The following is a 14038-nucleotide window of genomic DNA, read 5'->3' as shown; positions in this document are numbered from 1 at the left end:
GGCCGTATCGGCATTCATGCGAACCGGAGCCGGCGGGGCACTACGCCGGGACCCGGCTCCGCGGTGGCTGCGAGCCTCGCACAGGGCCTTTCCGCCGCCAAGGGCGCACCGGTCGCGGACGGCCGGTGGGCGGCTGGAAATCACCGTTCCGGTGTCCGATTGTCAGACCCGTACGCAATGATCGCGGGTACGGACCGGCCGGATCCGACTGGTCGGGCCGCGCGGTGAACGGGCCGCCGAAATCCGGCGGTTGCGCCATGGGCAACGAGATACGGGGACCTGTATGCGACGTTTGGGCACTGTGCTGACCGCGGTCGTGCTGGCTGGCGCGGCGGTGGCGGCGACGACGGTGTCGGCGACGGCGGCGCCGACGGGGGCCGCACCGGCCGCCGCGCCGCCGGCCAAGTGCGACACCGGCGGCTGGGGGAGCGCCCTGAAGTCCGCCGACGCGCGTGACCACAAGCCGCTGAAGAACATCAGGACCGGGCAGCACGCCTGCTACGACCGGATGGTCTTCGAGGTGCCGACCGCGGGCGGCAAGCAGGTCGGCTACCGGGTCGGTTACGTCAAGGAGCTGCACCAGGACGGTTCCGGCGACCTCATCAAGGTCGGCGGCGGAGCCGTCCTGGAGATCCGGGTGGCGGCGCCGAGCTACGACCCGGCGACCGGCAAGCCGACGTACCCGGGCACGGCCGGCAAGACGCTCCCGGGTGTCGACATCAAGGGCTACCGGACCTTCAAGGACACCCGGTTCGCGGCCAGTTTCGAGGGGGACACGCAGATAGGCCTGGGGGTCGCCAAGCGGCTCCCGTTCCGTGTCACCCAGCAGAAGAACCAGCTCATCGTGGATGTCGCCCACTCCTGAGCCGGGAGCCGTGCGCGCTCGCGCACGGTGATCCGCTTCCGGCCCGCTGACCGGGGCCGGCGCGGGTCCGCCTCCGTACGGGGTGCCGCTCCGTACGGAGGCCGCCGGCGCCGGAGCGAACAACATACTTGCGCAACCACTACGCCTGAAGCACTATAGGCGAAGTGGTTGCGGCGCCGGGGCATGCCTTCCCGCCGCCGCACCGACCTTCACTGCGATGCGCCCCCGCATCGCCGGCGGAAAGAGGACCTGTTGCGCAAGCTCACCTACTTCGTGGCCTGCTCGATCGACGGCTTCATCGGCGACCCGAACGGTGACGCGTCGTCGATGATGCAGTACGTCAGCGAGGAGTTCCTGGAGTTCCTCAAGACCGAATACCCGGAGACCGTCTCCGCCGAGGGCCGCGCCGTCCTGAACTTCCACGACGTCCAAAACCAGAAGTTCGACACGGTGATCCAGGGGCGCGGCAGCTACCAGGTCGGACTGGACGCCGGCGTCACCAGCCCGTACGGCCACCTCCGCGAGTACGTGGCCTCCCGCAGCCTCGGCACGTCACCCGACCCGAACGTGCACCTGATCACCGACGACCTGGTCGGCGCCGTCCGGGCCCTCAAGGCCGAGGAGGGCGGCCTGGGCATCTGGCTCTGCGGCGGCTCCCAGCTCGCGGGCGAGCTGCTGGACGAGGTCGACGAGCTGGTGATCAAGACCTACCCGCAGATCTACGGCTCCGGCATGCCGATGTTCGGCGCGGACTTCGCGGCCACGGACTTCACCCTGGACTCCGTCCGCACCTTCGACAACGGCGTGCTCGTACGGAAGTACAGCCGCAAGCGCTGAGCGCCGCTGCGGACTCCCCCTGACCGCGATGCTTCCTAACGTTCCGGCATGGAATCAAGCACGGCGATCAGGCCCTTCCGTATCGGCGTCCCGCAGGCCGACCTCGACGACCTGCGGGACCGGCTGCTCAGGACCCGCTGGCCCGACGAACTGCCCGGCGTGGGCTGGGACCACGGCGTCGCCCTGCCGTACCTCAAGGAGCTGGTCGCGTACTGGGCCGGTACGTACGACTGGCGGGCGCACGAGGCGGCGCTCAACGAAGTGCCGCAGTTCACCACGGTCGTCGACGGGCAGCGGGTGCACTTCCTGCACGTCCGCTCGCCCGAGCCGGACGCGACGCCGCTGATCGTCACGCACGGCTGGCCGAGCACCGTCAACGACTTCCTGGGCGTCCTCGGCCCGCTCACCGACCCCCGCGCGCACGGCGGCGACCCGGCGGACGCCTTCCACGTCGTCGCACCCTCCGTGCCCGGATTCGGCTTCTCCGGGCCGACCCGGGAGCAGGGCTGGGGGACCCGGCGCATCGCTCGCGCCTGGGACGAGCTGATGCGGCGCCTGGGCTACGACCGGTACGGCGCCCAGGGCGGCGACTTCGGCGCCCTCGTCTCGCCCGAACTCGGCCGCGTCGCCCCCGGCCGCGTACTCGGCGTCCACGTCAACGCGCCGGCCGACGCCGCGACCACCATGGATCCGGGCGAACTGGACCACCTCTCCCCGGCCGAGCGCGCTCAAGCCGAGGAGAACGAGGCGTGGTGGTACGGGCACTCCGGCTACGCGGCCCAGATGGCCACCCGCCCGCAGACCGTCGCGTACGCGCTCAACGACTCACCGGCCGAGCAGCTCGCCTGGAACCTGGAATGGTTCGTCGGCCACGACCCGACGCGGACCCGGCAGACGCCGGTCGGCCGGGACGCCGTACTGACCGATGTGACGATTCTCTGGCTCACCGCCACCGCGGGCTCCGCCGCCCGCCTCTACCTGGAAGCGGCGCGGACGGCTGGACGCGGGCCACGCCGTCGGGGGTGCCGACCGGGGTGGCCAACTTCCTGGGCGACCGTGCCGTGCGCGGCCTGGCAGAGCTGTCGCACCGCGTCACGCGGTGGACGGAGTACCCGACGGGCGGGCACTTCGCCTCGCTCCAGGCCCCGGACCTGCTGGTCCAGGACGTACGGGAGTTCTTCCGCGACCTGCGGAAGTGAGGGCGGCGCCGGCCGGGAGCAGGGGCGGACGGCGTCCACCGGTCTCAGGCCGGTGTCCGACGGCCTCAGGCCGGTGTCCGCCCGGTCCCGGGACGGCGTCCGCCGGCCTCAGGACGACCGTGTCGTCACGATGCCGAGCGTGACCAGGGCCAGCACCACCCAGGAGAACCAGAGCCAGCCACTGCTGCCCAGCGCCACGGTGTAGGCCGTCGCCACGACCAGCCCGACCACCGTGCACGCCGCCATCGTCTTAGCGGATCCGGGCATCCCCGCAACCTCCTCACGGCGGCCCCGCCAACGCCACGGGCCGCGGCCTTTGAGGACATCGTCCCCGGCCGCGGCCCGTACCGCCAGCGTTCGCGCGTGACCTGCGGTCACTATCCGGTCACCCGGCGCCTCCCCCCTGGCCACGGGCCTGGAGGGAGGCCAGATACGCGTTGTACGCCGCCAGCTCCTGGTCGCCGTCCCGGGCCGCCGCGCGGTCCTTGCGCTGGTTCTGCCGCTCCTCGGACTTGTACCACTGGTAGAGGAGGGCGACGAGCACCAGCACCGACGGGATCTCGCTGAAGGCCCAGGCGATGCCGCCCGCCGCGCTCTGGTCGCCGAGCGCGTCGATGCCCAGGGAGGCCGGCGGGTTCTCGAACGTCTTGATCATCGTCTCGGTGCCCATCATCAGGGCGATGCCGAAGAACGCGTGGAAGGGCATCCCCGCGAACAGCTCCAGCATCCGCATCACGTGGCCCGGCCGGTGCGGCCCCGGGTCCACACCCATGATCGGCCAGAAGAAGACCAGGCCCACCACCAGGAAGTGCACCATCATCGCGATGTGCCCGACCCGATACTGCATCAGGAAATCGAACAGCGGCGTGAAGTACAGCGCGTACAGGCTCGCGATGAACATCGGGATGGTGAACGCCGCGTGCGTGATCACCCGCATGTACCGGCTGTGCAGCAGCGCCACCAGCAGCTCCCGCGGCCCCTTGCGGCCCCGGCCGGCCGCCGGCAGCGCGCGCAGGGTCAGCGTCACCGGCGCGCCCAGCAGCAGCAGGATCGGCGACAGCATGCTGATCACCATGTGCTGCACCATGTGCACACTGAACATGGCCATGCCGTAATCGTTGAGCTTGGTGCACATCACCAGCGCCACGGTCAGCACACCGACGACCCAGGCGACCGTCCGGCCCACCGGCCAGTGATCACCGCGCCGCCGCAGCCGCAGCACCGCCCAGCCGTACAGAATCAGCCCCACCAGGCAGCCGACGAGGAAGAACGGATCTCCGCCGAACTCCATGCCGCGCCCCAGCGTGAACGGCGGCAGATCCATGTTCATGCCGTGCCCGCCGTGATCCATCCGCTCGCTCCTGATTCGTACCGATACACCGCGACCAGACTAGAACCGCCCCCGGCCGGGGCATCGGCCGGGGGCGGTCCGAACGGCCGCGGGCGGCCCGTACGGAGCAGTACCGAGGACTACAGGACGCACTCCGCCTCGGCGTACCGGTCCCCGGGCACCGTCTTCAGCGTCTCCACGGCCTCGGCCAGCGGCACCAGCGTGATGTCCGTGCCGCGCAGCGCCGTCATCATCCCGAAGGCGCCGCGGTGCGCCGCCTCCACCGCGTGCCAGCCGAAGCGGGTCGCCAGCACCCGGTCGTACGCGGTCGGCGTGCCGCCGCGCTGCACATGGCCCAGGATCACCGCGCGGGCCTCCTTGCCGAGCCGCCGCTCCAGCTCCAGCGACAGCTGGCGGGCGACACCGGCGAACCGCTCGTGCCCGTACATGTCGGTTCCGCCCTCGTCGAAGGCCATCGAGCCCTCGCGCGGCTTGGCGCCCTCGGCCACCACCACGATCGCGAACTTCTTGCCCGCCTCGAAACGCTCACCGACCTTGCGGGTCAGCTCCGCCACGTCGAAGGGGCGCTCCGGTACGACGATGGCGTGCGCGCCCGCCGCCATGCCGGAGTGCAGCGCGATCCAGCCCGTGTGCCGCCCCATGACCTCGACGATCAGGACCCGCTGGTGCGACTCGGCGGTCGTCTTCAGGCGGTCCAGGGCGTCGGTGGCCACGCCGACCGCCGTGTCGAAGCCGAAGGTGACGTCGGTCGCGGCGATGTCGTTGTCGATGGTCTTGGGCACACCGACGATCGGCAGGCCTGCGTCGGACAGCAGCCGGGCCGCCTTCAGCGTCCCCTCGCCGCCGATCGGGATGACCGCGTCCAGACCCAGGTCGGCGACGTGGCCGCGGGCCCGCTCCACGCCGTCCCGCAGGTGCGCGGGCTGCACCCGGGACGAGCCCAGGATGGTGCCGCCGCGGGCCAGGATGCCGCCGACGGCGTCCAGGTCCAGCTTGCGGTAGTCGCACTCCAGCAGGCCCTTCCAGCCGTCCCGGAAACCGATCACCTCGTCGCCGTGGTCGGCGGTGGCACGGTGGACGACGGAGCGGATGACGGCGTTCAGCCCGGGGCAGTCGCCGCCGGAGGTGAGCACACCAATACGCATGTTGTTCGCAGACCCTCTGCACATCAGAGTCTGTCGGCCGGGCCCCGGGCGGGCGCGGGCGCAGACTCTCGACCGGACGCCCGGACCCCGTCGTCCGGTTGGATGGCGCTCACCCTACAAGCGCGGGGCCCCGCCGCACACGTACGCCCGCAGTGCGGACACCGCGGGCGTACGGGAGCGGCGAATCGTTACGCGGGCTGCGTGGCCGCCGCGATGCGCTCCTGCCGCAGCGCCTCGTACCAGCGGTCGTCGGCCGGCGGCAGCGCGTTGACGTCCAGCGCCAGCTTGATCAGGAGGTCGGCGATGTGCGGGTTGCGCGCCATCACGGGGCCGTGCATGTACGTACCGAAGACGGTGTCGTTGTACGCGCCTTCGTAGCCGTCACCGACGCCGTTGCCCTTGCCGAAGCGGACCCGGGCGAACGGGCGGGCCGTCTGCCCCAGGTGCGTCACGCCCTGGTGGTTCTCGAAACCGGTCAGCGGCGGCAGGTTCAGCTGCGGGTCGATGTCGGCCAGCACGTCACCGACGCACCGCTCGCCCTCGCCGCGGGTGCTCACCACGTCCAGCAGGCCCAGGCCCTGCTCCCGCTCCCCGAGGTCGTTGATGAACTCGTGGCCCAGGATCTGGTAGCCGGCGCACACCGAGAAGACGATCGCGCCGTTGGAGACCGCGCGGTTCAGGCCGCCGTCGCGGCGCAGCCGCTCGGCCGCCAGCCGCTGCGGCCGGTCCTCGCCGCCGCCGATCAGGTAGATGTCGCCGGAGGTGGGGATCTGCTGGTCGGAGCGGACGTCGAGACGCTGGACGTCCAGGCCGCGCTGGCGGGCCCGGCGCTCCACCACCAGGGCGTTGCCCTGGTCCCCGTAGGTGCTCAGCAGGTCCGGGTAGATCCACACCAGCCGCAGGCTGTTGTCACTCATGCTCGCTCGTCCTTGTCGGGAAGGTCGCTGGTTCACGTCAGTTCCCCACGCGCCGGCGGAGGTCCTGGAAGGCCGTGTAGTTGGCGATGACCTCGATACGGCCCGGAGGAGCCGACTGCACCGCCTCGTCCACCGTGTCACACACCCGGAAGTCCAGGCCCGCGACCTCCAGGCGGACCGCCAGGTCCAGCTTGCGGTCGCCGATCACGAAGATCGGGTGACCGGCCAGCCGGGTGTAGTCCACGTCCCACAGCCAGGAGGTGTCCGTACCGTCCGCGCCGCGCGCGTTCACCGACAGGATCACCGGTGTCGGCGGCGGGTCGATCAGCGAGAACGTCTCCAGCCAGCCCGCCGGGTTCTTCGCCAGCAGCAGGCGCAGGTCACGCTGCATGAACGACACCACGTCGTACCGGCCCGCGACCGCCTGGACCGAGTACATCCGCTCCAGGGCGACCTGCGGCGGCACGCCGAACGCCGCGGCGACCGCCGCCGACGTCGTGGCGTTCGCCTTGTTCGCGCGGCCCGGCAGCTGGAGCCGGATCGGCCAGGCGCTGCCGTGCGGGTCGAGTACGTGGTCGCCGGAGAGCGCCCAGCTCGGCGTCGGCCGGCGGAAGCCGCACTCGCCGCAGAACCAGTCGTCGCCCGGGCGCTGCATCACACCGCCGCACGACGGGCAGGACCAGGCGTCGTCCTTCCACTCCTGGCCCGCCGCGACCCACACCACGTTCGCCGACGACGAGGCCGCCCACACGATCAGCGGGTCGTCGCAGTTGGCGATGATCAGAGCCTTGGAGCCGGCCAGCCCCTCCCGCCAGTGCTCGGCGAGCATCCGGGTCTCCGCGGCCCGGTCGAGCTGGTCGCGCGAGAGGTTCAGCAGCGCTATGGCCTTGGGCGTCACGTCCCGCGCCACGCCCGCCAGGTACTTCTCGTCCACCTCGATGACGCCGAAGCGGGCGTCGGAGCCGCCGGCCAGCGCGGAGGTGATGCCCGCCGGCATGTTGGCGCCGAGCGCGTTGGAGACGACCGGGCCGCTGGCCCGCAGCGCCTCCGCGATCAGCCGCGTCGTGGTCGTCTTTCCGTTGGTCGCCGACACCAGCACCACGTCCAGGTGCCGGGCGAGCCGGGCCAGCAGGTCGGGGTCGAGCCGGAGCGCCACCTTGCCGCCGATCACCGATCCGCTGCCGCGGCCCGCCGCGCGCGACACCGCCGCCGCGGCCTTGCCCGCCGTCACGGCCAGCTTGGCCCGTGGCGACAGCGGCTCCGTGTTGCCTGCCATCGTCCTTGATCCTCCTTGCATCCGGCGCCCTCCCGCCTTAGGGCGTTTCTGATGGATCTCCGCGGCGTCGCGACTCCCGGCACGCACCCTCGCCGCACGGTGCGAAGGGACAGGTGGCTCCGCCACATGACCCTTCGCGCCGCACGCCGAGCGCACGCACCGGACGCCGCTCCTTCCCCACGGAGATCCATCAGAAACGCCCTAGGGCTGCCGGTGGAACGCCTCCTCCGGAGCCGATGACCGGCCGGAGGCTTCGGTCGGGGATCAGCCTATCGAGATCCGGCGGCGGCCCCGAATCCCGCCACCCGTACCGCGACCTCCGCGACCCGCGACGACCTGCGTCGTCACATGTTCCAGAACGTACCCTTACCCCCATGCGTTCCCGCTCGATCCCCGGCAGCTCCGGCCGCCCGCGCCCCCTGCGCCTGCTCGGCGACCCGGCCCTGACCGCGGCCTGCCGGGACGTCACCGACTTCGATGCCGGGCTCGCCGCGCTCGTCGAGGACATGTTCGCGACGATGTACGCGGCCCAGGGCGTCGGTCTGGCGGCCAACCAGGTCGGCGTGCCACTGCGGGTGTTCGTCTACGACTGCCCGGACGACGACGACCGGCGGCACCTCGGACACCTCGTCAATCCGCGCCTGGTGGAGGCCGACGGCGTCCTGGTGCGCGGCCCCGAAGGCTGCCTGTCGGTGCCGGGGATCGAGGCCGGCACGCCGCGGTACGACCACGCGGTGGTGGAAGGGTTCAGCGTGACGGGTGAACCGCGCACGGTGTCCGGCACCGGGTTCTTCGCCCGCTGCCTCCAGCACGAGTGCGACCACCTCCGGGGCGGCCTCTACCTTGACCACCTCACCGGCCTGCGCCGCCGCCGGGCGCTGCGGGCCGCGTCCCGCGCGCCGTGGGCGGGACGCGAGGCGGGCACGGGCTCGTAGCCGCTGCGGCTGCGGGCGTACGGGTACGGGCTGCTCGCCGCTCCGGTGCTGCCGAGCGCGGTGCCCCGTCGGGCCCGGCTCCCCGGCCCCGAGAACCCGGGCCTCAGAACCCGGGCCCGCCCAGCCGGTCCCCGGCCGCCGCCAGCCGCCCCCACAGCAGGTCGGCCAGGTGCTGGACCAACTGCGCCCGCGAGCAGGGGCGTTCGCGCAGCCACCAGTCGCCGGCCGCGTGCATCATGCCGACGATGCCATGGCCCCAGACCCGCGCCAGCTCCTCGCCGCCCGGCCCCAGGTCGAGCCGGTCGCCTATCACCTTCGCCAGCTCCTCGCCGAGCCGGCGCAGCAGCGGCGCGGAGTGCCGGCCGACGTCGAACCCGGCGTCCTTGTCGGCGCCGTGCCCCCCGTCGGAGGGGTGCATCAGGAACCGGTAGACCTGCGGGCGGGTCTCGATGGCGGTCAGATACGTGTCGAGGGTCGCCTCGACGCGGTCCCGGCGCGGCACGGGTGAGTCCAGCGCCGCCCGCAGGCCGTCCAGCAGGGCGTCGGTGTGCCGTACGGCCAGGGCCCGGTAGAGCCCGCCCTTGTCGCCGAAGTGCCGGTAGAGGATCGGCTTGGTGATGCCGGCCTCCGCCGCGATGGCGTTCATCGAGGCGTCCGGGCCGTCGCGCAGCACCACCCGGTCCGCGGCCTCCAGCAGTTCGCGGCGGCGCCGCTCGGTGGCCGTCTGCTGCCGACGGACCGTGTTCGGCGGGTCCGCCGCGGCGCCGTGCCCCGCGGCGGGCTGCTCCACCGTGGTGGCCTGCTGCCGGCCGTCGTGCTGGGTGTTTTCCATGTCCCACTCCCCGCCCTTGTGAATCCGTGACGCTCGCGCAACGTAACACCCGCTCTGCGGGGTGATGGCGGGCCCGGGGGAGTTGACATCCCTTACTGACGGGTAACACACTCAGGTTACCGCTAGTAACACTCTCGAAGTACCACTGCCGGGGACGCCGCCCCGGGAACGCAGCGCTGGAGGGGTCATGGCCGAATTCACCATGGAGCTGAGTGATGAGCAGAAGGAGGTCCGGGACTGGATCCACGGCTTCGCCGCCGACGTCATGCGCCCCGCGGCCGCCGAGTGGGACGAGCGCGAGGAGACCCCCTGGCCGGTGATCCAGGAAGCCGCCAAGATCGGCCTGTACTCGCTGGACTTCTACGCGCAGCAGTTCTTCGACCCGACCGGCCTCGGCATCCCCGTGGCCATGGAGGAACTGTTCTGGGGCGACGCCGGCATCGGCCTGTCCATCGTCGGCACCGGCCTGGCCGCCGTCGGCGTCCTGGCCAACGGCACCGAGGAGCAGATCGGCACCTGGGTACCGCAGATGTACGGCGACGCCGCGGACGTGAAGGTGGCCGCCTTCTGCTCCTCCGAGCCCGACGCGGGCTCCGACGTCTCCGCGATGCGCACCCGCGCCGTCTACGACCAGGCCAAGGACGAGTGGGTGCTCAACGGCACCAAGACCTGGGCGACCAACGGCGGCATCGCCGACGTGCACGTCGTCGTCGCGGTCGTCGACCCGGACCTCGGCCCCAAGGGGCACGCCTCCTTCATCGTCCCGCCGCGGACTCCCGGCCTGTCCCAGGGCCAGAAGTTCAAGAAGCACGGCATCCGCGCCTCGCACACCGCCGAGGTCGTACTGGAGGGCGTACGCGTCCCCGGCCACTGCCTGCTCGGCGGCAAGGAGAAGCTGGACGAGCGCCTGGCCAGGGCCCGCGAGCGGGCCAAGAATCCGGGTGGTGAACGCGTCAAGAACGCCGCCATGGCCACCTTCGAGGCGTCCCGCCCGGCTGTCGGCGCCCAGGCCGTCGGCATCGCCCGCGCCGCGTACGAGGTCGCCCTGGACTACGCCAAGGAACGCGTCCAGTTCGGCCGCCCGATCATCGACAACCAGGGCGTCGCCTTCCAGCTCGCCGACATGCGCACCCAGATCGACGCCGCCCGCCTCCTGGTCTGGCGCGCCTCCTGGATGGCCACCGCCGGCAAGCCGTTCACCTCGGCCGAGGGCTCCATGTCCAAGCTGTTCGCCGGCGAGACCGCCAAGAAGGTGACCGCCCAGGCGATGCAGATCCTCGGGGGCAACGGGTACACGCGGGAGTACCCGGTCGAGCGGATGCACCGCGACAGTTCCATTTACACGATCTTCGAAGGGACGAGCGAGATCCAGCGGCTGGTCATCGCCCGGACGGTGGCGGGGGTGCCGATCCGCTAGCGGTAACACCTCTAGGACGCGCGTAGATTGATGTCACGTGAAGAGCCCCACCCGGATGGAAGGTGAGGCTCTTCACTGCTGCGGAACTAGTCCGTATCCGCCTGTGGGAGATTTTTGGGAGATCGCCGACAGCGAAAGGGAGTGAACGGGGGGAACGGGCCGTACTCACGGCGGTCGATGACCGGCCGGAGGGAGTCCTCCCACAGACCCTGCAACTGGTCCGCGATCTTCAACTCCATGGGCAGCGTCACGTGCGAATATACGCCTTCAACGCCCTGCAGCACATGCCCCATCCTCGCCTCGACCGCGACACGCGGATGCCCGCCCTCGTCGAGCCAGACCTTGTGACTGTGCCGAAGCCCGTGTGGCACCAGTCCCTCGACTCCCAGCACCGGACGGATGCCCGTCCGGGCCTTGGCGCCGCGGACCACGCCCCGCGGCGCGCGCCCGTCAACGATCGGACGCCACGTCTCCGCGTACCAGTCACCGCCGCGGGTCAACCGGCCGCCCTTCGGAGCTGTGAACACCCATTCCGAAGAACGTGAGTCGATCAACTCCTGCAGCAGGCCAGCAAGGAAGCGGGGGATGATCAGTCCTCGGCCGGAATCATACTTTGCGCCGATCTCGGTGAAGACGCCGTCTACGTACTGGCTTTGCTGGATGGCGTGGATGCGTGGCCCTCGCCTCCCGTCTTTCAGAGATACCTGATCACGGTGTACGCCGGCCAGCTCGCCGATGCGCAGGCCGGTGTAGGCGGAGGCGAGGACGATCGCGTACTCGTTGAGGCCACACATCTCCTGCGCGTTTCTGGCTACGAGCAGCGCCTGCCTAGGCGTCGCAATGACCTTCTTCTCTGCCGGCTTGGGCTGATAGCGCCCCCGCCGTCGGCTCTTGCGTGCGGTCACAGGGTTGTCGCGGCGGAGCCCTTCACTGACGGCGTCGTCCATCATCGTGCGGAAGACGCTGACCACGCCGTCGGCGTAGTTCTTACTGATCCGAGTCCGCAGACCTTTTTCCCATGCAGCTACGCCCGTGGCAGAGAGGTCGCCAACGGCTACCGCCCCCCACTCGGGCAAAATCTGGTTCCTCAGTCGCAGCCGATACTCCTTCTCAGTGAGAGGGCCGACGTCGATGGAGGGAAGCCACTTCGCCGCCCACTCCTCGACGGTCAGCTTGCCGTCGCGCGGGTTGATGAACGTCTTGCGGCGGACATCGACTTCGAGGCCGTGCGCGTACTGCTCAGCGGACCTCTCGGTGTAGAAGGGCCGCCCGTCGTCGTCCTGCGACACCGAGCCGTACCGACCGTTGGGCAGCTTATAGCGCCCCCGGTACCGCCACTTACGGGCGGCCTTGTCGTAGTTGCGTTTCTCGGCGTATGCCATGGCTCACCTCGCCAGCGTCGATGAAAACGCCGGCCGCCTCCGAGGTGGGGGAGTGAGGCGGCCGACAGCGGCTCGATCAGCCTGTGTGGACTCGGAGCCGGGGCTGCCCGTTCGGGCTCTCTGTCCGCTTCCAGTACTTGGTGAGTGCCGTGAGCGCCTCGCCGATCGCCTTGTCTGCTTCTGCGCTGTCGAGCCGTGTGTCGATGTAGATCACGACCCGGTCGGGTCGGTCGTCGACGAGCACCTGCGCGTGGTGCGGCATACCGGAGACGCGTTGTATCTGGACACGCATCGGTCCCCCAACCATCCGAGCGTGGCCCCCTCGACGGTATTTGATTATGGAATCACACCGACGGGCTGGATGTGGAGATGTCGGAGTGACGAAACGAGCAATCTGCTATCCCTCGTTGACCAAAGCGGTCGGATCGTCGTCATCTCCGATGGTCTGCAGCCGTTCTTGAGCGCGAGCCCACGCCAGCAGATCGCGGCGGATCTGGTCCGGTGACGCGTTGGTCTCGCCCTTCACGACCACGATCATTCGCGCGCTGGAGCCCAACGGGGTCAGGTCCATGACCTTTGTGTCCAGGAGTGGACCGTCGGCGAGTTCCTGCACGATCCGCAGAGGCAGGTCGGACACGGCCGCCTGGTCGTCTCGCGCCTTTGGGGTGGCCGTGCTGACGACGGTCATCGGAACGCGGGTGGGTTCGCCGCCTTCGAGCACGGCTTTCCCGGAGCCCGGTGCCCACCCGATCGCTTGCTCGATCTTCGCGAGGGACGGAGGGAGCCGGGTCCGGTCAATACCTGACTCCAAGTTCTGCACCGTCGACTCGCTGACGCCGGCGGCTTCGGCCACCTCGACCTGCGTGAGGGTGCGCTCCTCGCGAGCCGCCTTGACGGCTTCGGCGAGCCTCTTCCAGTCCCTACTCATGGGGCCATCATGCCTGAGCTGAAGGCAACGCGCACCCATCAAGGCACGTAAACGACCAGTATTAATCGGTGTACGGGGAGCATTTTTGTTGCCTCTTGAAGCGCCGGGGGGCGCACGGGCTGGATGTGAGTGGAGGGCTCGGTCGATGCGCGGCCGAGGGGTGACGACCCCTGGGCGGCGCAGCACCCAAGGAGGGCCCCAATAATCCGGCGCATCCCCATTGCTTCCAGCCTTCGTTGGGTCTACGTTGGGTGGCGTGACACCGAACGGAGCCGCAATAAGAGCCATCCGTGAGGCACGCGGAATGAGCCTGAGGCGGCTCGCGCACCTCATCGGCGTCGACGCCAGCTACCTCTCTCGCATCGAGACCGAGGAGCGAGGGGCCGCCGACGAAACCCTCCACAACATCGCTTCGGGACTCAGCGTCCCGACAGAAGCCATCACAAGGGAGAAGCCCTGTGACCACGAACGACCTGGCTAAGCCCCCCACCGAGGTCGGTCCGCCCTCCATCGACCAGACCTTGCTGGAGCGGCTGACCACAGCCGCCGAGCAGCTGGTCAAGGCTGTACCGCAGCAGGCTGTCGCCCCGGACCTCAAGTGCTACACCCCGGCCGAAGCTGGCTACCTGCTCGGCAAGACCGAGAACTGGGTGACCGAAGCCATTCAGGACCGGCGGATTCCCTTCACCTACGTCGGCAAAAGCCCGCGCATGACCGCGGCGCACATCCGGTGGGTGCAGGAGAACGGCGAAGTGCTGCCCAACAAGTTCACGCGCCGCCGCACCCCCACCGCCGCCTAGCGGTATGCGGCCCCAACCGCCGGGCTCTCACACACCGGCAGCCGGGGCCTACGAGATCGACCCCTCTGCACGCATCCATCCTGCGAGAGAGAAGAGGACCCCGTGTCCCACATGATCCCAGACCGGCCGGGTGAGCTGGTCTTGACCGAGTCCC

Annotated in this window: 14 protein-coding genes and 1 pseudogene; 7 read left to right on the top strand and 8 right to left on the bottom strand. The window is 70.3% G+C overall.

The genetic code is table 11. The annotated features are described in order from the left end of the window. Positions 1–283: 283 nt before the first annotated feature. The 3 genes and pseudogenes from ACZ4Z1_RS37615 to ACZ4Z1_RS37605 all read left to right on the top strand — a co-directional run bounded on the left by ACZ4Z1_RS37615 (position 284) and on the right by ACZ4Z1_RS37605 (position 2901). Positions 284–865, top strand: coding sequence for an AMIN-like domain-containing (lipo)protein (locus ACZ4Z1_RS37615; protein WP_468491174.1), 582 nt, complete (start codon positions 284–286; stop codon positions 863–865). A 252-nt stretch (positions 866–1117) separates the two neighbouring features. After that, on the top strand, positions 1118–1702 hold the full coding sequence (locus ACZ4Z1_RS37610) for a dihydrofolate reductase family protein (protein WP_468491173.1): 585 nt from the start codon (positions 1118–1120) through the stop codon (positions 1700–1702). A gap of 48 nt (positions 1703–1750) precedes the next feature. Next, a pseudogene (locus tag ACZ4Z1_RS37605) lies at positions 1751–2901 on the top strand (epoxide hydrolase family protein). Positions 2902–3286: 385 nt separating this feature from the next. Here the strand turns inward: ACZ4Z1_RS37605 and ACZ4Z1_RS37600 are convergent. The 4 genes from ACZ4Z1_RS37600 to ACZ4Z1_RS37585 form a co-directional block, all read right to left on the bottom strand. Beyond that, a complete protein-coding gene (locus ACZ4Z1_RS37600; RefSeq protein WP_468491172.1) occupies positions 3287–4252 on the bottom strand; it encodes a cytochrome c oxidase assembly protein in 966 nt (321 codons plus the stop codon). Between the two features lie 119 nt (positions 4253–4371). Further along, complete coding sequence (locus ACZ4Z1_RS37595) at positions 4372–5397, bottom strand: 6-phosphofructokinase (protein ID WP_468491171.1); 1026 nt, start codon at positions 5395–5397, stop codon at positions 4372–4374. Positions 5398–5585: 188 nt separating this feature from the next. Further along, positions 5586–6314: a type 1 glutamine amidotransferase gene (locus ACZ4Z1_RS37590; protein ID WP_030018655.1), complete on the bottom strand. Its 729-nt coding sequence runs from the start codon at positions 6312–6314 to the stop codon at positions 5586–5588. Positions 6315–6351: 37 nt separating this feature from the next. Then, entirely contained in the window at positions 6352–7590 is a 1239-nt protein-coding gene (locus tag ACZ4Z1_RS37585) for a MurT ligase domain-containing protein (RefSeq protein ID WP_125057884.1), read from the bottom strand. A gap of 374 nt (positions 7591–7964) precedes the next feature. Here ACZ4Z1_RS37585 and def point away from each other — a divergent pair, with 374 nt between their 5' ends. Beyond that, positions 7965–8525: a peptide deformylase gene (gene def, locus ACZ4Z1_RS37580; protein ID WP_468491170.1), complete on the top strand. Its 561-nt coding sequence runs from the start codon at positions 7965–7967 to the stop codon at positions 8523–8525. 103 nt (positions 8526–8628) lie between these two features. Here the strand turns inward: def and ACZ4Z1_RS37575 are convergent, their stop codons facing one another. Then, positions 8629–9357: a TetR/AcrR family transcriptional regulator gene (locus ACZ4Z1_RS37575; protein WP_468491169.1), complete on the bottom strand. Its 729-nt coding sequence runs from the start codon at positions 9355–9357 to the stop codon at positions 8629–8631. A gap of 187 nt (positions 9358–9544) precedes the next feature. Between ACZ4Z1_RS37575 and ACZ4Z1_RS37570 the strand changes: the two genes are divergently transcribed. Further along, positions 9545–10774, top strand: coding sequence for an acyl-CoA dehydrogenase family protein (locus ACZ4Z1_RS37570; protein WP_468491168.1), 1230 nt, complete (start codon positions 9545–9547; stop codon positions 10772–10774). 86 nt (positions 10775–10860) lie between these two features. Here ACZ4Z1_RS37570 and ACZ4Z1_RS37565 read toward each other — a convergent pair whose 3' ends face one another. From ACZ4Z1_RS37565 to ACZ4Z1_RS37555, 3 genes are all read right to left on the bottom strand, one after another. Then, positions 10861–12156 carry a tyrosine-type recombinase/integrase gene (locus ACZ4Z1_RS37565; protein ID WP_468491167.1) on the bottom strand — a complete coding sequence of 432 codons (1296 nt, stop codon included), beginning with the start codon at positions 12154–12156 and terminating at the stop codon, positions 10861–10863. Between the two features lie 76 nt (positions 12157–12232). Next, positions 12233–12448 (bottom strand): hypothetical protein, encoded by a 216-nt coding sequence (locus ACZ4Z1_RS37560; RefSeq protein WP_468491166.1) that lies wholly within the window; start codon positions 12446–12448, stop codon positions 12233–12235. 105 nt (positions 12449–12553) lie between these two features. Beyond that, positions 12554–13084 (bottom strand): helix-turn-helix domain-containing protein, encoded by a 531-nt coding sequence (locus ACZ4Z1_RS37555; protein WP_468491165.1) that lies wholly within the window; start codon positions 13082–13084, stop codon positions 12554–12556. A gap of 256 nt (positions 13085–13340) precedes the next feature. Between ACZ4Z1_RS37555 and ACZ4Z1_RS37550 the strand changes: the two genes are divergently transcribed. Both ACZ4Z1_RS37550 and ACZ4Z1_RS37545 read left to right on the top strand, forming a co-directional pair. Continuing rightward, positions 13341–13565, top strand: a complete 225-nt coding sequence (locus ACZ4Z1_RS37550) for a helix-turn-helix domain-containing protein (protein WP_406519487.1) — start codon at positions 13341–13343, stop codon at positions 13563–13565. Beyond that, on the top strand, positions 13543–13884 hold the full coding sequence (locus ACZ4Z1_RS37545) for a hypothetical protein (protein ID WP_468491164.1): 342 nt from the start codon (positions 13543–13545) through the stop codon (positions 13882–13884). The genes ACZ4Z1_RS37550 and ACZ4Z1_RS37545 overlap by 23 nt, the downstream gene beginning before the upstream one ends. Positions 13885–14038 lie beyond the last annotated feature (154 nt).

The sequence above is a fragment of the Streptomyces sp. NPDC030165 genome, assembly GCF_055573595.1.
Note: the sequence above shows the minus strand (reverse complement) of the source record. Positions and strands in the feature narration are given on the sequence as shown.